Consider the following 19505-nt stretch of genomic DNA (forward strand, 5'->3'; position numbering starts at 1 on the left):
GTGCAGTACAGGTGCCTCGTCTATTATTAAAAGGAATAGGAAGGGGGATAGAATTTGGACAGTTATTTAGAAGAACAGAGGTTTCAGCAGGTAATGCAGGAGAATATGGATTATCTGCTTAAGCTTGCTTACTTATATGTAAAGGAGTGGCCTGCAGCAGAGGATATTGTTCAAGAGGTTTTTTTGACCTTCTATCAGAAATTCGAGCAGTTTGAAGAACGAGCATCTTTGAAGACATACCTTGCACGAATAACCATTAACAGATGTAAGGATTATTTGAAGAGCTGGCGATATCGAACTCATACATTAACTAATTCATTTAAATCACCAACTAAAAGGTCTCGAAATGTCATGATAGAAAGTGATGAAAAATTAGAACTGGCAGAAGCAGTGCTAGAGCTCCCATTGAAATATCGTGAAGTGATCATACACTATTATTTTGAAGAGTTATCAGTCCTGGAGATTTCTCAGCTGTTAATCATTTCAGATAGTACCGTAAAGACAAGGCTCAGAAAAGCTAGGTCACTATTGAAGGAAAAACTAAAGGATGGGGAATGGGAGGTGCTTGTAAATGAATGATATTAAACAACAGCTGCTGTTGAAAATAGGGAACACCTCCGAACGTGGTGATAGAGTGAAGGAGCAGATTCAAAAGAAAAAAGGGACCCACATAAAAAGAAAGTCGGAGCGTTTGGCTAGCTATACAGCTATAGCAGCTTTTATAGGTTTGATAGCTGTTGCTTGCTTCCTACTAGTCCCAAACCTTCTCCAAGAAAAGCCGTTCCAACCTGCAGAGGAACCGCCAACCACTGTGGTCCCTCCCTTGGAAGAACCAAATCATGAAGAAGATCTTACATTGCTATTAAAAGAATATTTTCCGGCCAATAGCAAGTCTACTTTTGATGGTGGTTATGAGGATAGCGGTTCTACTATTGAAACAACTTGGCTCAACGTAGATTATGTTCAGCAAATAGTGAGTAATACAGGGGCAGCGTTCGAAAACATTTATCGGATTAAGGACAATAAGGTAGTGCTCGTTTACAGAGAAATGCTGGAGGGCGTCTCGCCAACGAATATGACATTCAAAGAGTTAGAGTCCTTGCCTACCATAGAGCTGATACTAGAAGCTCCATTTGAAGTGGGAGATCCATATGGGTATGGAGGTACCCTTGGTGAAGGGGTTATTGTTTCCTTAGAAGAAGAGATTGCAACTCCTTTAGGTACCTTGAACAATGTGATGGTTGTAGAGACAAGTGCGGATGCGTATCGAGCTAGAAGCTATTATGCTCCTGGATATGGATATATAAAAGGGGTATCTGAATACTGGGATGAAGAAAAAGGCGATTATATTATTGGAGTAACAGAGGAAATAAAAGAATATACGTATGCAACAGAGTCTAAAGATGTTAGAGATAAAGTAACTCCCGAAACATTTGAGAAAACTAAAGTATCCAATTACAAACCAAGTTTCCATTCTCCATGGATTCCTTCACCCAATGGTACATATCGTGCCACAATAGAAGGACGTGGAGAACAGGCTGGAGAAGAGGGCATCGGTACTTTAGTTATCGAAAACATGAATGCAAAGGATTCATTTATCTTTAAATTACTAGAGGAAGAACCTTACAGGCAATACACACCGAAAGAAGTGGCTTGGATTGATGAAAGTCGACTATTTGTTATAATCGGCTATGCCTACGGGATGGTAACTGCTGGTGGCAAGCTGTATGTGTTAGACATAGAGAGGAATGAAATGAAGCCAATTATTACAGATTTAACTAACAAAGAAGAAGTTATGTCTATAAAGGTGAACAACGATGATACTTTCACATATCAATTACATGTATATGATACAGATGCAATGGAAGGCTCAGAAAGCCATGTGGAAGAAAATACACTACCATTACCAAAGCCTGGAGAGAGGGATTAATTACCCTCTCTTTTTTATTCTGCCTTGTTAGAATGGGGGAGGTTATCGAGCTTTCTAGAAATCTCTCTTAATAATTCATTACGCTCTTTATTCGAAAGTACTAATGTAATGATAAACCAAATAACAAAACACCAGAATGCAAAGAAAAGAATTAAAGGGATAATTGCAATAAACGTGTTCATCAATCAAATTTCTCCTTTCTTATTATAATTTGTCACTTAAATGCTCATGAATGAGTTTCCAATCTCCTTCATTCTTTACGAATACATTTGTAGCTCTGCCTTCTCCATTAACATACTCACCATTCACGTACCCTTCATAAAAATAGGTATAGATACATGTCGCTGAGTCTTCATCTTGATGGAGCCAATGGACATTCCGAGCCTCATAGTTTTCATCTTTTACAACCGTCCAAGCGTTTTCAAAGTAATTCTGTATCTCTTGATGAGTAGTACAGGTTTGATCGGAGAAAAAGTAAACGGCATTGTTGTGCAATACTTTACGGACCTGTTCAAAGTCATGCGTGTTCGTGGCTGCTATATACGTATTTAGAATTTCCATGATTATCCTCCGACAGTTTACTTATTTTTATAATAAAGAAGTTGTTTGTAGAAAACAAATGGTATTTGGCAACCTAAAAAGAGCTTCCCTAAAATGGTAGCTCTTTTATTTATGTCTATTGATAGAGGCTTATGACCTCTTCTTTTAAAATCCTAAAACAGCCCTCACCTCAGCCATATAAGATTGGCTAATCGGTAATTCCGTATCATCGGTCAATACAACTAATAAATTGGAGGAAAAGTCTCGAATGATTCGATCGATAAATGAGATATTAACGATATAAGAACGATGTATTCTTATGAAATCATCAGGCAATTTTCTTTGAAGTTCCTTTAAAGGGATAGTCGTTTTATAAGCCTCACCCTCTGCATAAAACCAAATCTTTTTTTGCAAGCTTTCCAGGTATTCTATTTTTTCAATAGGTACAGGCTTCCACTCTTCTTCTTTTTTTCCTGTAAGAAATCGAACCAGGGATTGCTTTGTAACAGCATGCTTGGGTGGGAGTATAACAACTAATACAGCATTTTCGCCATTAATCTCGATAGGATAGCCTACTCCGTAGTAAGGAATTTGAAACAAATTATCGTCTAATACAGCTTCTGTTCGACAGCCATTTTTAAAAACTAAATCAGCAATGCTTCCTGGCTGTACCTTCTGTCCTTCCTGCAATTGTAGGTCATGCTCGCCGGCATAATAATAGATGTACTGGTCTTTAACGGCAATGGCAATGGAAGCCTCTTTAGGAATCCATTCTTCTAAAAGATTGCTATATCTCTTTAATTGGTCTTTCGTTATTTCCATTCATACACCTCCAAGTTCTTTTTTTACCATTCGTCTGCCTTATTTCTTTTTCGTCCTTGAAAAAAAGTATCTTATCCAAAAACCGATACAGAATAAACCATTCTGTTATATATTAGATTACAAGAAAAGGTGCTGTTATGATACAGTAAAAAAGACATATTTTTAATTATCAAAAAATTGTAGAGAGGTGTGTTCATTAATGACAAAAAGACAACAGCAAGTAGAAGAGCTTAGAAAGCAATGGGAAGAGGATAACCGTTGGAAGGGAATAGAACGTCCTTACACTCCAGAAGAGGTTATTAAGCTACGTGGATCACTACAAATCGAGCATACATTAGCGCGCAAGGGAGCAGAACGTCTATGGAATTCCCTTCATAAAGAAGATTTTATAAATGCTTTAGGAGCTTTAACTGGAAACCAGGCAGTACAGCAGGTAAAAGCAGGACTACAAGCGATTTACTTGAGTGGCTGGCAGGTAGCAGCTGATGCTAACCTTTCCGGTCAAATGTATCCAGACCAAAGTCTTTACCCGGCAAACAGCGTTCCAGCAGTAGTGAAGCGTATAAACCAAGCGCTTCAGCGAGCAGACCAAATTGACCAGGCTGAAGGTCGTGAGGATGAGTTTGACTGGTTCGCACCAATTGTCGCAGATGCTGAAGCGGGTTTTGGTGGCCCACTGAACGTATTTGAGCTAATAAAAGGAATGATTGAAGCAGGAGCAGCTGGCGTTCACTTAGAAGACCAGCTGGCATCAGAAAAGAAGTGCGGACATCTTGGAGGTAAAGTACTTCTTCCAACACAAAATGCTATCCGTAACCTAGTGGCAGCTCGTTTAGCAGCTGACGTATCTGGTGTTCCTACTGTTTTAATCGCACGTACAGATGCAGACGCTGCAGATATGGTGACAAGCGATATTGACCCTCGTGACCATGAATTTATTACAGGAGAAAGAACTCCAGAAGGCTTCTATCGTACGAAGGCTGGTATAGAACAAGCAATCGCTCGTGGATTGGCTTATGCTCCATATGCAGATCTAGTATGGTGCGAAACCTCCCACCCGAGCCTAGAGGAAGCAAAGCAATTTGCGGATGCAATTCATGCTCAATATCCAGATAAAATGCTTGCATACAACTGTTCTCCATCGTTTAACTGGAAGGCAAACTTAGATGAAGAGACGATTGCTAAGTACCAAGTAGAGCTAGGTAAGATGGGCTACAAGTTCCAATTCGTTACACTTGCTGGATTCCATTCATTGAACCACAGTATGTTTGAGCTTGCTCATGAGTACAAAACGAAAGGGATGGCTGCATACTCCAAATTGCAGCAGGCAGAGTTTGCGAACGAATCAAAGGGGTATACTGCTACCAAACATCAGCGTGAGGTTGGTACTGGATACTTTGATGAGGTTTCTCAAGTCGTTTCCGGTGGTACTTCCTCTACGACTGCCATGAAAGGTTCAACTGAAACAGCACAATTTGCTTGATCATTGAAGAAATGGGAGGGTAAAGGAATGGAACAAACAACTGAAAAAAAGATTGAAATTGTTGGTAAAGACGTGGAAGGAATGCATGAGATTCTAACACCGGAAGCTTTGGAATTCGTTGCTTCTCTTCATCAGACATTTGATGACCGACGAAAGGAGTTACTCATTGCTCGGCGAGACCGCCAGGAAAGGCTAGACAATGGAGAAAAATTAGATTTTCTTACAGAAACAAAACATATTCGAGAAGGGGATTGGACAATAGCTCCGCTCCCTGAGGATCTACAGGATAGAAGAGTAGAGATTACAGGACCAGTCAATCGAAAAATGGTGATCAATGCCCTAAATTCTGGAGCAAAAGCATTCATGGCCTGCTTCGAGGATGCAACATCTCCTACATGGGAGAATATGATTGAAGGCCAGATCAATATGAGAGACGCAGTAAGAAAGACGATTTCTTATACGCAGCCTGAAACTGGTAAAAGCTATCACTTAAAGGATGAAACAGCAGTGTTATTAGTTCGTCCTCGTGGCCTCCATCTGATGGAGAAGAATATTCATATAGATGGTAAGCCGATTTCTGGTAGCTTCTTTGACTTTGGATTATATTTTTTCCATAACGCGAAAGAGGCGATCGGGCGCGGAACAGGACCATATTTTTATCTGCCAAAGCTAGAAAGTCATCTAGAGGCAAGAATGTGGAATGATATCTTTATCTTTGCGCAGGAGAAGCTAGGGATTCCACAAGGAACGATTAAAGCCACGGTGCTTATAGAAACAATCATGGCTGCATTTGAAATGGATGAGATTTTATACGAATTAAAAGATCATTCTGCAGGCTTAAATTGTGGACGCTGGGATTATATTTTTAGCTATATCAAACGTCTTCGCAACCAACCAGAGGTTATTTTACCTGACCGTGGCCAAGTGACCATGACGTCACCATTTATGAGAGCGTATACACAGCTTTGTATTCAAACCTGTCATAAACGTAATGCTTCAGCTATCGGGGGAATGGCAGCTCAAATTCCTATTAAGAATGATGAGGAAGCAAACGAGGCGGCATTTGCAAAGGTTCGAGAAGACAAAAGAAGAGAAGCTTCGGATGGACACGATGGTACTTGGATAGCACACCCTGGACTTGTACCAGTTGCTTGGGAGCAATTCGACGAGTATATGCCAACGCCTAACCAAATCCACCGTAAACGAGAGGACGTTCAGGTAACTGCAGACAACCTACTCGAAGTACCAACTGGAACAATCACCGAAGAAGGACTCCGTCTAAACTGTAGCGTTGGAGTTCAATACATTGCTTCATGGCTACGAGGCAACGGGGCTGCACCTATTAACAACCTGATGGAGGATGCAGCGACTGCAGAAATTTCTCGTACACAAGTATGGCAATGGGTTCGACATCCAGAAGGAAAGCTAGAGGACGGGCGAAAAATTACAATGCCACTTGTAGAGCAGGTACTAACTGAGGAGCTTGGAAAGTTAAAAGCTGACTTCGGTAATGACATCTATTTGACCGGTAGATATATGGAAGCAGCAGAGCTGTTTTTGACATTAGTGAAAGAGGATAACTTCATTGAATTTTTAACTATTCCAGGCTATGCAAAATTATAGGAGGTGATTGGAATGAATAAGCCAACGAGTGAAAAAAATCCAAAGATTTGTCGCGAATGTGGATGCGTCATCCAAGAGCAAGTCGAATCTCCATTATTTGAATGTGAACGTTGTCTGAATGATAGAAGTGAATAAACTAGAAAAAGAGCTTGGAGGCTATCCAAGCTCTTTTATTATTTGGCTATGTTAAAGGGTAGGGTTGATTTATGATGCAAAGAAATCTTAAATCAGAGAGTAGAATTGATTTCCGCCCCAGCCGGACGCTTTCCTCGGAGTGAGCGATAAGCCATCCCCCATCGCTTACGCGCGTGGTTGTGATGTCTTATCTGTCTCACTCATCCCGTAGGAGTCGCCGTCTGGCGCTCCAATCAATAAATGGGAACAGCTTTAGCATCGATAAAGCGCTAATAAATTTACTCGCATAAACAAAGCTAAAAACTGTCACCAACCCCAATTTCATCATCTATTTATGTTCTTAATAGCCATTTGAAATTCCTTTGTTTATGTTTACAGTCACTATAAAAAAAGAATTGTTAGTCAAAATCAACCAATAACTTTAACAAAGCGTATTATTTTTAATTCGGTTTTGTATATTGCTCATCGCGTGTGAAGGTGGATACAGCTCCCATATGTGATAGTTCAACAGGTGTACCATCTTCTTTAACAAAATCAATTTCTTCTAATTTAGGGTAGTTTTCAAAGTAAGAATGGAGGACTTTGCCTAAAAATAGGTATTCTCCAGCAGTTCCTTGAACATTTTCAGTAGCCTTATCCATTACTAAAACTAGTTTTTTCTCGTCATTCTCAAAACGATATTCTAGTAATCCTACATTTGTTGCGTCAATTTCTTCAAATATTTGCTTCACTTTATCTCCAGATGGATCAATTTCCACCTCGTAAGGCTCTACAAATTCTGCATTAGCATCTTCTTTGTATAAAGTAATTTTATCATTTTCACCGGCAGGAGGTGCACTCTCTTCTGCTTGTTCAGTTCCAGCCCATTCATAATCAGATTCAACCTTTTGATCGCTCAATTCAGATGCCATAGACCAAACAACCAGTTTGTACTTTCCGGCAGGTACTTCTGCTAGTTCATTTTCCAAATCAAGCTTAACGGAAATCTCTTCATTAGGCTTTAGTTTCTTTTCCTGAATTGCTTGTGTAAAGTTTTTATTGGCAGAATACGTATACACGACATTTTTGTCTTGATCTAGTAGCTGATACTCTACCTCCTGTCCGCTTGGAAAGGTTAGTGTCATTTCATTATCCGCAGGGTTTTTAATAAGGAGCATTGCTTCTCCATTAGCATCAACATTTAATTGGGTAGAGACCTTTGCTTCTTTTTCTTGCTCTTCACTGCCTGTTGTTGGGTCATTATCATTATTAGTTCCGCAGCTAGCAAGGAATAAGATTGTAAAAATAGTTAACATACTCCAAAACATTTTTTTCATTTTGTTCACTCCTTTAAGGTATTAGACAGTTTTTATCTGAGAAAGTTTCAGATTTATGGAAAAGTAATAGATAAGTTCCTTTAAGTGGATTATACTGGAACTAAAAAATGTTATATCACCTTAATTTTTACTATATACTGGATTCACAAATTGTGTGATGCCTTATTGAAGTAAGTATTTCCCTCAATAATAAACGGGATTTATTTCCACTCTGGCAGATTTTTCTTGGGTTGAGCAGTATGACATTACCTGTCATTGCAAATCAAATTTATGAATTGAGTCATTATATTGTGAATATACTTCTATCATATTTTCGAAATATCACTACCTACATTATTTCATAATCTCATGCATAACTTAACAAAGATATCTTTATCTTGACTAGTATTGTCTTTTAAAAAGGAGCTGAACTACTATATTGAAAGATAAGGCTCAATCACTAAATGTCATCCCCATCATTATAACAATCGTTTTTTATCTTCTAGTACTAGGTGTATTCCTTCGAGACGCTATAGATGGTATCTCGTTTTTAGTTTTACTGCTCCTTAGTTTATTTATGCTAACTATCTCTATCTTCATATTTCGAAGAAAACAGAAGACCAAACAACAACTTACTATTTCTCTAGCGATCCTATTGCTTCTATTTTGTTATGAGCTTCCGCTTCTAGGGTTCGTTACAAAAACATACGTAGCAAACTTATATGTAGAACCAAGACAGACAGTAGAAGGTTCAGGAATCTTTATAGTAGCTATTTCTTACAAAGCTTTAGATAACATGGAAAGCAAACAGGAGGCTCAGGAGTATTTAAGGAAGTACCCTGATCAAGAGGTCATAACAATTAATAAAGTAAGGAATGAGATTCTTTACGAAAATAAGAACAGGACAATATTTGAGTGGCTACAACTTAAAAAAACGCCGAAGGAAGAGATGAGAGAGAACTTAAAACTGTACTTTGGTAAAGAAGAAGCAAGGCTTACAGAATATTTCAAGCATGATAAAGGGATAGGAGACAGTGCAGGGCTAAGCTTGCTGTTAACTGAACTCATTATAAAAGGTGAATTACAAAATGGTCTACGTTTGGCTATTACAGGTGCCATTGATGCAGAGGGAAATGTTTTAGCTGTTGGAGGCTTGAGAGAAAAACTACAAAATGTTAAAAAATATGATTTTCCTTTTATGATTATACCGAGCGAAAATGCAAAAGAAGCAGAGACCCTTCAAAGAGAGTTAAAGTTAAATATTGAAGTTATTGATGTCGAGCATGTTGACGAAGCCATTGAAGTAATTAATGATTTGAACGAAAAATATAAAAAGTAGATGGATAACTAAACAGAGTGACTTGAAATATTTAGAACGCCCATAGTGGCGTTTTTTTGTTTACTAAAATTTCATTTTCCTGAAATTTCAAGTTGTAAAAACAAACAAATGTTCGTATAATAAAAAGTAATAGGAGGGAACAAATGTGCGCATAATAATTTTGAAGTCAATGAAAGCCAATCAGTTATCTGAAATGATTTACATGAAACACAATGGGGAAATCAGTAAGAGACGAGTTAAGGTGCTAAGTGTCTCTAAGGACTCCTTCCAGGCTTATTGCTTTTTAAGAGGTACGAAAAGGATCTTTAAAATAGAAAATGTGTTAGCATTTGTTCCCGTTCTCCAAAAGGAACGTGAGGTTATATGAATATTCATGATAAATTTTTTGAAGGGATTAAAAAATCTAAATATCCTTTAGATCCTCGTCGAAATATTAAATGGGGGACATCTATGATGCTTCCAGAACATGTCTCACTACTTCGTGAGTATTATGAAGAGGTAAAGAAAGAGCCTAAGCCAGTATTAACCGAATACGATTATGTCATGATCTCAGAGACGCTTGAGTTAGCCTATACGTCTAAAGGTGATACGAAGATCAAACGCTGGAAAAATGGTCACTATATTTATAACAGGGGTACCATTGAAGAAATAGATGTAAAGCATAGGACAATTCATCTTCACGATCCATTTTATTTAATACCTATTAAGCTAGAAGAAATTGTAGATATAACAATTATGGACTAAGGAGTTGCTAATCATGAGCAAAACGAAGGAACAATTAGAGCTAGATCAATTAGTAAATGAATTATTTGAAAAATATTCTGGTGAAGTAGTGAATTCTTATATAGAACGGATTAGCGATATAAGTTACCAGGACATTGACCTAGAGCTTTGCACTACTATAGAAGAAACATGTAATGAATCCACCAACCTGTAAAAAGGTAGGTGGATTTTTTGATTCATTAGAGGGAGTGAAAAGAAAATTTTCATTTTATTTTGAATGTACTTTATTATGCCGATAATTTAGTTAAGCTTACAAAAACCTTATAGTGCAACAATATATAAATAAACCAAATAATTTCTTAAGATTTTCTTCAGAATTATACTGCTGGAATGTTAAGAAATGAAGGTTACAATAAGAATCATAAGAAAGCAAACGTGAGGAGGTAGCAAGAGATGCCTGAGTTTACTGTACTAGTGACCGATGATGATCAAGACATTCGAGATGGAATAGAAATCTATTTAAAAAATGAAGGCTACCGTGTGTTGAAGGCAGGAAATGGGATAGAGGCACTGGAGTTGCTAGAGGAAAACGAGGTTCATGTCATTGTATTAGATATCATGATGCCTCAAATGGATGGAATTTCTGCTACTTTTAAAATTCGAGAGCAAAGAAATATACCAATTATTATGTTAAGTGCTAAAGCAGAGGATTCAGATAAAATTCACGGATTGTCTGTAGGTGCAGATGATTACGTAACGAAGCCATTTCATCCTATGGAACTTGTAGCCAGAGTTAAGTCACAGCTCAGAAGATACACAAAGCTAGGGACGTATCAGGGCAGGCAAGCGGTGATAGAAGTGGATGGTCTCATTTTAAATCAGGAGGCAAAGGAGCTTTCTGTAGAAGGAGAAGCGGTAAAGCTCACTCCAATCGAATATAAAATAACGGAACTATTAATGACCAATGCAGGTCGAGTTTTTTCTATTCATGATATTTATGAACGAGTATGGAATGAACCAGCCTACAACGCGGAGAATATAGTGGCTGTTCATATCCGTAAAATACGCGAAAAAATTGAGGCAGACCCTAAAAATCCGAGATACCTAAAGGTGGTGTGGGGAGTTGGCTATAAAATCGACAAGTAAATGGAGTTTTCTATTTTCAATAGGGGCTATTCTTTGCGGAGCAATATGTTTATTTTATTGTACATCACAGCTCATTCCAATCATGGAGATTAGCAGAACCTTTACAGACATTGTTGAATTAATGAAAGGAGGAGCGAGATGAAGCGCCCTCTAGGAAAAGTAATTGTATTGAGTGTGTTGGTAGTGATAGCCGTTGGTGCGTTCATTACTCTTACAAATTTAGGTAGAGAGTATATAGGGAAAAACTATTTCGATAGCTCTAGCTTTCAACAAGAATTAGACGAGTTCGAATCTGCACTTGTTCCGTTAGCGTTGGCTGTCCCAGATATAGAAGCAGTAAAGAAAAATATAGTAGTTACCTCTAGTGAAATTGAAGAGCATCGTAATCGTTATGGAAATTTGGAAGATCAAATCTATTCTATAGAGCGTAACTACGAGGATAGAATAAACTCTACAACTACAGAGGAGACATCTGCCGAGGGTGATGCAGCACAGGAGAAGGATGTAGAAAACACGGTTAGAGCTAGCCTCATAGCAGAACGGGATGCTAAGATAGCCGATATTAAGAAGAATTTTGAAAGCGACGAGTACGTAGAGGATAAAATCCGAAAAGAAAAAGAAGAAGAAGTGGATGCTTATTTCCAAAGTGTAGCTAAAGCAAAAAACCATTTATTAAATGAGAAAGATGATTTTAACTACGAATTAAAAAATGTAGAAACCGGAGAGGTATTTACAAACGGAACAATCGGAAAGAAAATGGCGTTTAAGAAAGTGTACTCTAGTGATAATGGCTATTTAAAGGAACCTAACACGTATTCACCAGCAATTAATGAAGATTATTACGACGGCGCTTATAGGGATCTAAGTGACACTCTTGGAAGTCGATATACTCGCTTTGAAGGTACCATTGCCATATCAGAAGCAAGTATGCTTAGTGGAAATAGATCGTATGAGTACAATTACTTTAAAACACGACAGCTAATTTTTTATAGTGTCATTGTAGTAGGGATTCTTTCAGCAGTATTGTTTGTGTTTCAATGGAGAAAGAATCGTAAATCTTTCATTTTTGAAAAAGGAAGAGCAAAATATGAAAGCTTGCCAATTGATGTTCAGATAGTATTAATTTTTGTTAGTGGATTCCTAGCAATTTTATTTACTGAAGAAGCAATGCTCTCTGTTTTCCATTATGGAGGATATGATATACCAATCGGTGGATTTATTATTGCGGTTATATTAACAGCAGCAACTCTCTATCAAATTCCATGGCTAAAAGAATCGTTAAGTACAGCAGACTGGAAAAACAGTCTCACAGTTCATGGGATTAAATCATTGGAAGGTTTTTTCCTAAATCGCTCCATTGGGGTACAAACAATTATTATGCTAATTGTAGTATTTTTCTGGGGAGTAGGTACGGTCTTAATGGCAAGTATTCCAGAACTAATCATCTTATGGATTCCTTGCACGTTGTTTATAGGCATTCCTGTCCTATTTATTTTATTATCTAGAATGGCTTATTTGAATCGAATTATTGGAAAAACGGAAGAAATGATTAGAGGCAATGATGGGTCTGAAATTAAGGTAAAGGGAAGATCACCGATTGCTAAGCTTGCATCGAATGTGAATGAGTTAAGAGGGCGGGTACAAACTTCTCAAATCGAGCAGGTGAAAAGCGAGCGTCTAAAAACAGAGCTAATTACTAATGTAAGCCATGATTTAAGAACACCACTGACCTCCATCATTACGTACACTGATCTTTTGAAAAATCCCGATATTACGGAGGAAGAGCGAGCTTCGTATATAGCGATTTTAGATAAGAAATCATTACGGTTAAAAACATTAATTGAAGATTTGTTTGAGGTATCTAAAATGGCCTCGGGAAATATTGAGTTAGACAAACGTAAAGTAGATTTAACTCAGCTGTTGCAGCAGGCAGTTGCAGAGCACCAGGAGGATATTGATAAATCAGGACTAGATTATCGAGTGACTATAGGCTCCAAGCCAATCATGTCCTATGTAGATGGGCAAAAGTGGTGGAGAGTTCTAGATAATTTAATTATCAATACGTTAAAGTATTCGCTACCAAATACACGAGTCTATGTAAATTTAGACCAATTAGATGACCATGCAGTATTTGTGTTTAAAAATATCGCGAAATATGAGCTGGGCGATGATGTGGCAGAGCTTACGGAGAGATTTAAGCGTGCAGACACATCCCGTCACACAGAAGGCTCTGGACTAGGCCTTGCCATTGCTCAATCTATTGTAGACTTACATGGGGGAAGCCTGGTAACCGAAGTAGACGGAGATCTGTTTAAAGTAACTGTCAAAATACCAGTAATCTAATAAGATAATCGAAACCCCTTCCCTTGTGGAAGGGGTTTTTTGTTGTGTACGCATGGGATGGGAGTAAATTTTACTCGGGAGTAAGCTTGGAGCAGGGAGTGTAGTAAAAAAGAGAGTGATTGTCGTAAAGTAGAGCTTGATTGTAGTAAACGAGCAGGTCATTGTTGTAATCCATAGTCGGGGATAGTGTTTGGCCATTGATTGTAGTAAAAAACTAGTTGATTGTCGTAAAGTAGAGCTGGATTGTAGTAAACGAGCAGGTGATTGTCGTAATCCATAGCCAGGGATAGTGTTTGATCATTGATTGTAGTAAAAAACTAGTTGATTGTCGTAAAGTAGAGCATGATTGTAGTAAACGAGACGCGGATTGTCGTAATCGATAGTCAGGGATAGTGTTTTGTCATTGATTGTAGTAAAAAACTAGTTGATTGTCGTAAAGTAGAGCTGGATTGTAGTAAACGAGCGAAGGATTGTCGTAATCCATCTCCAGGAGGAGACTCAGGCCGGGAATGGTTTAAAACTGTGACTTGCTATGTCAAACCCTCTGAACAGTCTACCTAATCTTCGCTCATACTACTACCCGTTCGTGAATCTTTATTTCTTTTGGATGACGTAGTAGCGACTTTTCGTATTATTGATGGGATATAATCTAGAGTTCCTTAATAAGTAGGAAGCAGCATGCTTGTCTTTGAGATTTAAAAATTCCATGCACTCTTTGTTGGAGATCGTTTCCTTATACAGATAAAACCAGTCCTCTAATGCTTGCTGTTGCATTGTCTTTTTTAAGGTACCGAATGAGGAGCAGCTCCCTTCTACAAATTGAAAGCATTTTGCGCATAGCAGTCCTCTTTTTATCTCCTTCAAATTTAAGGGATAGATGTGAGATAGTGGTTTTGGTATAAACCCGGTGGCGTTCACTGTGAAATAATTTAGAAGATGTTTAAACTTGTTTACGGGTAGGACGTCCGGGAGAACGTTCAGTGAATTGATATGAGTTGCAATGTCGCAGCCCATGACTGCTCTTACTCGCTTGGGAGGTTGTGCCACAATAGTTTTAGTGGAAGCAAAGACAATGAAGCTTTTCACTGGAAGCTGAAGGTTGAGGGAATTTAATAGGAGTGTTAGCTTTTGTGCGTGGCGTATGATCTGCTGCTCTGGACATTTAAAGGCAGTGATTTCACCGTCGACTTCACGTATAAGTTGGTCCGGATTTCTTTGGAAAGAGATTTTTCCTCGAATATTTTTGATTTCGAGAATGGCAAGGTATTTCGGGGTAAGGATTATCGTATCTAATTGAAGATAACCAGAGTCGGAAATGGGAAGGTGAAGATCCTTTAAAATAGCGTAATGCTTAGAAAAGGCAATTTGCTTTAAAAAATTGTCGACAAAATTCTCACCAGCATAACCCGCTTCCAGATTGTATATGCGGTCTTCTAAATGAGGTATGAACGGATGTTGAGTAGGTAGTCGGTGAATGAATCGTTTGTATACTTCAATCGGCTTGGGAATGACACGGGGTTGGTCTATAGTAATCTCTCCTTTTTCTTAAAACATATCATCTACTAAAATAGAAAACAAGTATCAGGAGACAGAATTTTCCCATAAATGATATACTCAAATTAAAAAGGGGTGGAGAACAATAGAATCTTTATACCAGCTAAACTTTGCAAGAATCTATACACTAGGCAGAATCAAACAATGCCGAGAAGATGAATGGGATATAAAGCCTAAAGGATTCTCTAACACCGTTCGTTGGAATGTTGGGCACGTTTATGTACAAATGGAAATTTTGGTTCAAAAAGCTATTCCAACTTACAGTATTGTACATCCTGAATGGATACCTTTTTTTGCCCCAGGGACAGGCCCGGATGATTGGCAGGAGATACCCGCTTCAAAAGAAGAACTAGTAGTTAGTTTAAAAGACCAGTTAGACCGTGTGTTAGCACTTTTAGCACCAAATCTTCAAGATTATTTAATAGATACGTTAGAGATAGGGAATCTACATAGCATGGAAACTGTAGAGGCAATTGTGCAATTTATTGTCTGGCATGAAGGCGTTCATGCAGGAATCATTCATTCGATCAATCAAGCAAATATGGAGTAACAGATGAAAATATATATTGTGGGATCAGTAGGAAGTGGGAAAACGACCCTTGCTCGACATTTAGCGAATCACTATAATATTCCTCACTTTGAAACGGATAACTTTGTTTGGACCAGACGCCCTGAGGGGGATATTAGAAATTCTGAAGAGAAACGAGACGATTTGCTAAAAGATGCAATTCGATTGGAACAGTGGATAATCGAAGGAGTCCATATTCAGTGGACGGATTCCGCATTAGAGGCAGCCGATCATATTTTATTTCTAGATGTACCAGTAGCTATAAGACATTGGCGAATTATAAAGAGGTTTACTCGTCAGGCACTTGGATTGGAAAAGGCTAACTACCAGCCAACCTTTTCTATATTTCTAAAAATGTTTCAATGGACGAGATACTTTGAAAAACAAATGAAACCTGAATTTCTTAAGAAGTTTAATACGTATGATAAGAAAGTAGCGCTACTATCAACGAGTGATTTCCGAAAAATAATAGCATTGTTTTAAATACGCTAAAACATCAAAAAGAGATGACCCTTAGATGGTTAGGATCATCTCCTTTTCTTTAATGCTTCTAGCTCTTTAATCACTTGGTCTAATTTTTTTTCTATTTGAGAGAGCTGCAGTTTCTGATTGTTCTTAGAGTTTTTTTCAGATTTCTTTTCTTCTAAGGATTCTTGGAGGGTGATACCTTCTCCAATAGTACCAATGAGGAAACCTAATGTGATGACGACAGAGCCCAAGAAGTCCACGGTAGCGCCAAGGTTAGGTTGCTCACTAGGTTTGTCGTTGTTATTGGGAGTCATATGTTGTCTATCATCCTTTGGCTGTCTTTTCATTAGCATATGATAGCCGAGGAGGTTTGGTTATTTTTTTGTAGAGACTAACTTATGTTCGTAGGCATAAATGACAGCTTGAGTACGATCATTTACCTCCAGCTTGGACAAAATGTTGCTGACATGGGTTTTTGCTGTTTTGAGCGCAATAAATAAAGTATCGGCAATATCCTGATTTGTTTTGCCTTCGGCTATGAGAAGAAGTACCTCTAGTTCACGATCAGTCAAATCTTCATGTAATGAACGACCAGATCCTTGTCGCATGCGTAACATCATCTTGTTAGTGACCTCTGGCTCTAAAACAGCATTACCATTTAAAGTTTTACGAATTGAATCAGCAATATGTGAGGCTTTGGACGTTTTCAAGAGATAGCTGATCGCTCCTGCTTCCAAAGCAGGATACACCTTGTCGTCATCGATAAAGCTAGTGACTACCATCACTTTGGCTTCAGGCCATTTTTTAATAATTTCCCGAGTAGCCTCTGCCCCGTTCATAATAGGCATGACCATATCCATTAAAATAATGTCAGGTCGATGCTTGAGAGCCAATTCGACTGCCTCTAGTCCATTTACTGCCTCAGCTACAACCTCCATATCTGGTTGAGCTTGTAAGTAAGCTGAAACGCCGATACGGACCATCTCATGGTCATCGGCTAGCAAAATGCGAATCATTCTATTCACTCCTCCGTGGCCTTTTTAATATCTATATTTACAGGCTGGACTACTGGTCTTTCAATAGGCAGCTTCACTTCTACAATTGTTCCTTGAGAGGGAACGGATACGACTTTGCATGTAGCACCAATCTCGACGGCTCGTTCTCGAACACTTTGAATTCCATAAGAGCCATTTTTACCTTCTCCTACTTCAAACCCAACACCATTATCCTGGACACGGAAAATAGCGAGATTGTCTCTTTCAACGAAGAGAATGTCTACTTCAGTTGCTTTAGCATGTCTTAGTGTATTTGATAAGGTTTCCTGTGCGATTCGGAATAAATGATCCTCGGCGCCCTTAGACAAGGAAACCTCTTCTAATCGGTAGTGTATGGTAAAAAACACTTTCTCTTGAAGCTCCTGAAGTAACTCCTCTAAGCCTTCCTTTAAGGTTTTATTGTGTAAAGCTGCAGGGCGTAGGTGGAGAAGTAGCGCGCGCATTTCTAATTGAGCCTGCTGTACGATTTTTTCTGTTTGCATTAAGGTTTTTGGGACTTCTCCATTTTTAGATTCTTCTATTTCTACCATGGTAGATAGAAGCATGGACGCTGCAAAAAGCTGCTGGGATACGGAATCATGGAGCTCTCTAGCCAATCTTTGTCTTTCTTGGACTAGTCTTTCCTGAATAATTCTGTCCTGTGTTTCAGCCTTTTCATTTGTTATACGCTGTAATGTTTTTCGTTGGGTCAGGATTAACTGTTCTAGTTGAGTAACAGTTGCCTGCATTCTTTTGGTCTGTGTATATTTTTTCTTGCTCGTTTCAAACGTTTCTGCAAGTAATGGTCGTAAGCTCGTTTCTATTTTCTTTTCTTGACCGCGTACCTTTTGAAGTGTGTTCAATGAAAATCCGAAGCTTATAAAAGCTAGCACAATTATTATCCATACGCCTAGAGGTATTTGTGCATATGTCTGGTTTAACAATGACCACCAAGCTTCGTCATTTGGCCAGCCCCAGACAACATATAAAAGTAACACAATAATACTAACTAGATAGAAAAAGAGGGAGATTCCTTGCCCTAGAAGTATTTTCATTTTCGAATCACCTCAACATCACCAATCCACGTGGATACAGTTATGAGTAGCTCTGCTGGATGAGAAACCTCATCTAGGTAACCGTCCTTTACAAGGACAGTCTGGTTCCATAGACGCTGAACTCCGCGGGAAAGAATTCGTGCTTCACCAATTACGGTAGTGTAATGTATGCGGACTGGAATCTCGTATGGAACATGTATTGTAACCTTTCCTAAAGATTGTCGAATGGAAATAAGGGAAGTGCCTTTTGGTAGCACTGTCTCCGTAACATCAATTACATAGTCTCCGTAAAAGCTTTGCACGTGAACATCCTGCCACTCATAGGCTTGAAATGGCGTTGATTGTGATGAAAATAGCTTGTTTTGAATAATACTATTTGGTGTTTCTTCATATACCTTGCCAAACGGTTTAATCACTTGGCTAATAGGTTCGTTTTTCCAAAGCTTATAAAGGGAATAGACAAGGATAGCTACTAAAAACAATCGTAGGCTCCACATAGAAAAGATAGCTAAAATCAGAAATATAAAGCCTAACCAGAACATATATTTCGATTGCTTCCGTAAGCTAAAGTACATCATTCCTATGCCAAGAAGGACTAATATAATATTGCCGTTCCCAAATATAGTAGCTTCTATAAAAATGAGAAAAACAAAACAAATAAGAAAAAAAGCTAGCTTGTTTGTTTGGTTTTCTTTCATGCTTGTATTCTCCCTTCTTCGCATAGTAATGCATGAGAAGGAGAAGGCGTTTGCCTTCCCCTCATTGGTCCTATAAAATGGACAACCTTTTACTATATATTACACAATTTCAGCCTTTGGTTGTTCATTTTTTTCTAATTGTTCTAAACGTTGCTCCATGGAAGTGATTTCATGCTCTTTTTCAATTTTTTGTCCAAGGCGTTCGATATATTGTTCCATGTCTTGAAAATTACCGAATCCTTTCTGCTTTTCTTCAGGCTTTAACAATTGATCCATTTGGTGGTGGGCACGTGTAACATTTTCTTTGCCCATGAGCTGCAGTTGGCGGACCTTCATATCCTTCACTTTGTGCTTCATCTCTTCATATTTGCGCTCTAACCCGAAAAGCTCCTCCATCGTTTGGTGAATGCTAGTCTGTAAAGTTGTTGCACGTTCGTTGTAGGCATCAACCTCTGCCTGTGCAAAGGAAATTAAATCTTCTTCGCCTGAAGCAGTAGCTAGTTCTACTTGGTTTTTGCGTTTTTCAGCCATCTGTAATGTCTCAGCCAATTCTTTTTCCAGCTCTTGCTTTAATTTCCCTTGGCGCTCTAACCATTTACCGGTTTGCTCTGTTTGCTTCTCGGCTTCTCGAATGTATTGATTGAGCATAGCGATTGGATTCTTTTCTTCTTTTTTATCAAATAGTTGATGTAGATCAGCCTTAACTGAATACTTTAGTCGTTGTAGTAATGATGTCATGTTTGTTTCCT

22 protein-coding genes are annotated in these 19505 nt (G+C 38.4%); 12 read left to right on the forward strand and 10 right to left on the reverse strand.

Annotation, left to right across the window (positions count from 1 at the left end):
- Positions 1–54: 54 nt before the first annotated feature.
- Positions 55–579 carry a sigma-70 family RNA polymerase sigma factor gene (locus MKY09_RS01050; protein WP_342567366.1) on the forward strand — a complete coding sequence of 175 codons (525 nt, stop codon included), beginning with the start codon at positions 55–57 and terminating at the stop codon, positions 577–579.
- Positions 572–1930: a DUF4652 domain-containing protein gene (locus tag MKY09_RS01055; RefSeq protein ID WP_342567367.1), complete on the forward strand. Its 1359-nt coding sequence runs from the start codon at positions 572–574 to the stop codon at positions 1928–1930. The genes MKY09_RS01050 and MKY09_RS01055 overlap by 8 nt, the downstream gene beginning before the upstream one ends.
- Before the next feature lie 14 nt (positions 1931–1944).
- Here MKY09_RS01055 and MKY09_RS01060 read toward each other — a convergent pair whose 3' ends face one another.
- From MKY09_RS01060 to MKY09_RS01070, 3 genes are all read right to left on the reverse strand, one after another.
- Positions 1945–2115 carry a hypothetical protein gene (locus tag MKY09_RS01060; RefSeq protein ID WP_298469496.1) on the reverse strand — a complete coding sequence of 57 codons (171 nt, stop codon included), beginning with the start codon at positions 2113–2115 and terminating at the stop codon, positions 1945–1947.
- Positions 2116–2134: 19 nt separating this feature from the next.
- Positions 2135–2491, reverse strand: a complete 357-nt coding sequence (locus MKY09_RS01065) for a nuclear transport factor 2 family protein (RefSeq protein WP_342567368.1) — start codon at positions 2489–2491, stop codon at positions 2135–2137.
- A 144-nt stretch (positions 2492–2635) separates the two neighbouring features.
- Positions 2636–3292 (reverse strand): LytTR family DNA-binding domain-containing protein, encoded by a 657-nt coding sequence (locus MKY09_RS01070; protein ID WP_169359233.1) that lies wholly within the window; start codon positions 3290–3292, stop codon positions 2636–2638.
- Between the two features lie 199 nt (positions 3293–3491).
- Between MKY09_RS01070 and aceA the strand changes: the two genes are divergently transcribed.
- Complete coding sequence (gene aceA, locus MKY09_RS01075) at positions 3492–4775, forward strand: isocitrate lyase (protein WP_169359232.1); 1284 nt, start codon at positions 3492–3494, stop codon at positions 4773–4775.
- A 27-nt stretch (positions 4776–4802) separates the two neighbouring features.
- Complete coding sequence (gene aceB, locus MKY09_RS01080; protein ID WP_342567369.1) at positions 4803–6398, forward strand: malate synthase A; 1596 nt, start codon at positions 4803–4805, stop codon at positions 6396–6398.
- 575 nt (positions 6399–6973) lie between these two features.
- Here aceB and MKY09_RS01085 read toward each other — a convergent pair.
- Positions 6974–7849 (reverse strand): BsuPI-related putative proteinase inhibitor, encoded by an 876-nt coding sequence (locus MKY09_RS01085; RefSeq protein WP_342567370.1) that lies wholly within the window; start codon positions 7847–7849, stop codon positions 6974–6976.
- Between the two features lie 418 nt (positions 7850–8267).
- On the opposite strand from MKY09_RS01085, the gene MKY09_RS01090 reads away from it, so the two are divergent.
- From MKY09_RS01090 to MKY09_RS01115, 6 genes are all read left to right on the forward strand, one after another.
- On the forward strand, positions 8268–9167 hold the full coding sequence (locus MKY09_RS01090; protein ID WP_342567371.1) for a S16 family serine protease: 900 nt from the start codon (positions 8268–8270) through the stop codon (positions 9165–9167).
- A 145-nt stretch (positions 9168–9312) separates the two neighbouring features.
- Positions 9313–9534 (forward strand): transcriptional regulator, encoded by a 222-nt coding sequence (locus tag MKY09_RS01095; RefSeq protein WP_169359228.1) that lies wholly within the window; start codon positions 9313–9315, stop codon positions 9532–9534.
- Entirely contained in the window at positions 9531–9911 is a 381-nt protein-coding gene (locus MKY09_RS01100; RefSeq protein ID WP_169359227.1) for a YolD-like family protein, read from the forward strand. Before MKY09_RS01095 ends, MKY09_RS01100 begins: the two co-directional genes overlap by 4 nt.
- 13 nt (positions 9912–9924) lie before the next feature.
- A complete protein-coding gene (locus MKY09_RS01105; protein ID WP_169359226.1) occupies positions 9925–10104 on the forward strand; it encodes a hypothetical protein in 180 nt (59 codons plus the stop codon).
- A gap of 239 nt (positions 10105–10343) precedes the next feature.
- Positions 10344–11036, forward strand: a complete 693-nt coding sequence (locus tag MKY09_RS01110; RefSeq protein ID WP_169359225.1) for a response regulator transcription factor — start codon at positions 10344–10346, stop codon at positions 11034–11036.
- Between the two features lie 138 nt (positions 11037–11174).
- A complete protein-coding gene (locus tag MKY09_RS01115) occupies positions 11175–13379 on the forward strand; it encodes an MFS domain-containing histidine kinase (protein WP_298469717.1) in 2205 nt (734 codons plus the stop codon).
- 594 nt (positions 13380–13973) lie between these two features.
- On the opposite strand, the gene MKY09_RS01120 is transcribed toward MKY09_RS01115, so the two are convergent.
- Positions 13974–14912 carry a nuclease-related domain-containing protein gene (locus MKY09_RS01120; protein ID WP_342568188.1) on the reverse strand — a complete coding sequence of 313 codons (939 nt, stop codon included), beginning with the start codon at positions 14910–14912 and terminating at the stop codon, positions 13974–13976.
- Positions 14913–15018: 106 nt separating this feature from the next.
- Between MKY09_RS01120 and MKY09_RS01125 the strand changes: the two genes are divergently transcribed.
- Positions 15019–15483 carry a DinB family protein gene (locus MKY09_RS01125; protein WP_298469752.1) on the forward strand — a complete coding sequence of 155 codons (465 nt, stop codon included), beginning with the start codon at positions 15019–15021 and terminating at the stop codon, positions 15481–15483.
- A gap of 3 nt (positions 15484–15486) precedes the next feature.
- On the forward strand, positions 15487–15984 hold the full coding sequence (locus tag MKY09_RS01130) for an AAA family ATPase (protein ID WP_342567372.1): 498 nt from the start codon (positions 15487–15489) through the stop codon (positions 15982–15984).
- A gap of 44 nt (positions 15985–16028) precedes the next feature.
- Here the strand turns inward: MKY09_RS01130 and MKY09_RS01135 are convergent, their stop codons facing one another.
- From MKY09_RS01135 to MKY09_RS01155, 5 genes are all read right to left on the reverse strand, one after another.
- The gene (locus MKY09_RS01135) at positions 16029–16283 is read right to left on the reverse strand and encodes a hypothetical protein (protein ID WP_169360876.1); all 255 of its coding nucleotides are present in this window, start codon (positions 16281–16283) and stop codon (positions 16029–16031) included.
- A 60-nt stretch (positions 16284–16343) separates the two neighbouring features.
- A complete protein-coding gene (locus MKY09_RS01140) occupies positions 16344–16985 on the reverse strand; it encodes a response regulator transcription factor (RefSeq protein WP_169360877.1) in 642 nt (213 codons plus the stop codon).
- Between the two features lie 5 nt (positions 16986–16990).
- A complete protein-coding gene (locus MKY09_RS01145; protein ID WP_251555169.1) occupies positions 16991–18058 on the reverse strand; it encodes a sensor histidine kinase in 1068 nt (355 codons plus the stop codon).
- Positions 18055–18756 carry a cell wall-active antibiotics response protein LiaF gene (liaF, locus tag MKY09_RS01150; protein ID WP_251555167.1) on the reverse strand — a complete coding sequence of 234 codons (702 nt, stop codon included), beginning with the start codon at positions 18754–18756 and terminating at the stop codon, positions 18055–18057. The genes MKY09_RS01145 and liaF overlap by 4 nt, the downstream gene beginning before the upstream one ends.
- A 99-nt stretch (positions 18757–18855) precedes the next feature.
- Entirely contained in the window at positions 18856–19494 is a 639-nt protein-coding gene (locus MKY09_RS01155) for a PspA/IM30 family protein (protein WP_251555144.1), read from the reverse strand.
- Between the last annotated feature and the right edge of the window lie 11 nt (positions 19495–19505).

The sequence above is a fragment of the Psychrobacillus sp. FSL K6-4046 genome (genome assembly GCF_038624605.1).
Lineage (GTDB): Bacteria > Bacillota > Bacilli > Bacillales_A > Planococcaceae > Psychrobacillus.

Excerpts from the sequence above, each read along its gene's own strand:
- MKY09_RS01155 (WP_251555144.1), bottom strand. The coding sequence starts at position 19,494 with ATGACATCATTACTACAACGACTAAAGTATTCAGTTAAGGCTGATCTA.
- MKY09_RS01085 (WP_342567370.1), bottom strand. The coding sequence starts at position 7,849 with ATGAAAAAAATGTTTTGGAGTATGTTAACTATTTTTACAATCTTATTC.
- MKY09_RS01135 (WP_169360876.1), bottom strand. The coding sequence starts at position 16,283 with ATGACTCCCAATAACAACGACAAACCTAGTGAGCAACCTAACCTTGGC.
- MKY09_RS01105 (WP_169359226.1), top strand. The coding sequence starts at position 9,925 with ATGAGCAAAACGAAGGAACAATTAGAGCTAGATCAATTAGTAAATGAA.
- MKY09_RS01130 (WP_342567372.1), top strand. The coding sequence starts at position 15,487 with ATGAAAATATATATTGTGGGATCAGTAGGAAGTGGGAAAACGACCCTT.
- liaF (WP_251555167.1), bottom strand. The coding sequence starts at position 18,756 with ATGAAAGAAAACCAAACAAACAAGCTAGCTTTTTTTCTTATTTGTTTT.
- MKY09_RS01070 (WP_169359233.1), bottom strand. The coding sequence starts at position 3,292 with ATGGAAATAACGAAAGACCAATTAAAGAGATATAGCAATCTTTTAGAA.
- MKY09_RS01145 (WP_251555169.1), bottom strand. The coding sequence starts at position 18,058 with ATGAAAATACTTCTAGGGCAAGGAATCTCCCTCTTTTTCTATCTAGTT.
- MKY09_RS01110 (WP_169359225.1), top strand. The coding sequence starts at position 10,344 with ATGCCTGAGTTTACTGTACTAGTGACCGATGATGATCAAGACATTCGA.
- aceA (WP_169359232.1), top strand. The coding sequence starts at position 3,492 with ATGACAAAAAGACAACAGCAAGTAGAAGAGCTTAGAAAGCAATGGGAA.
- aceB (WP_342567369.1), top strand. The coding sequence starts at position 4,803 with ATGGAACAAACAACTGAAAAAAAGATTGAAATTGTTGGTAAAGACGTG.
- MKY09_RS01100 (WP_169359227.1), top strand. The coding sequence starts at position 9,531 with ATGAATATTCATGATAAATTTTTTGAAGGGATTAAAAAATCTAAATAT.
- MKY09_RS01065 (WP_342567368.1), bottom strand. The coding sequence starts at position 2,491 with ATGGAAATTCTAAATACGTATATAGCAGCCACGAACACGCATGACTTT.
- MKY09_RS01055 (WP_342567367.1), top strand. The coding sequence starts at position 572 with ATGAATGATATTAAACAACAGCTGCTGTTGAAAATAGGGAACACCTCC.
- MKY09_RS01140 (WP_169360877.1), bottom strand. The coding sequence starts at position 16,985 with ATGATTCGCATTTTGCTAGCCGATGACCATGAGATGGTCCGTATCGGC.
- MKY09_RS01115 (WP_298469717.1), top strand. The coding sequence starts at position 11,175 with ATGAAGCGCCCTCTAGGAAAAGTAATTGTATTGAGTGTGTTGGTAGTG.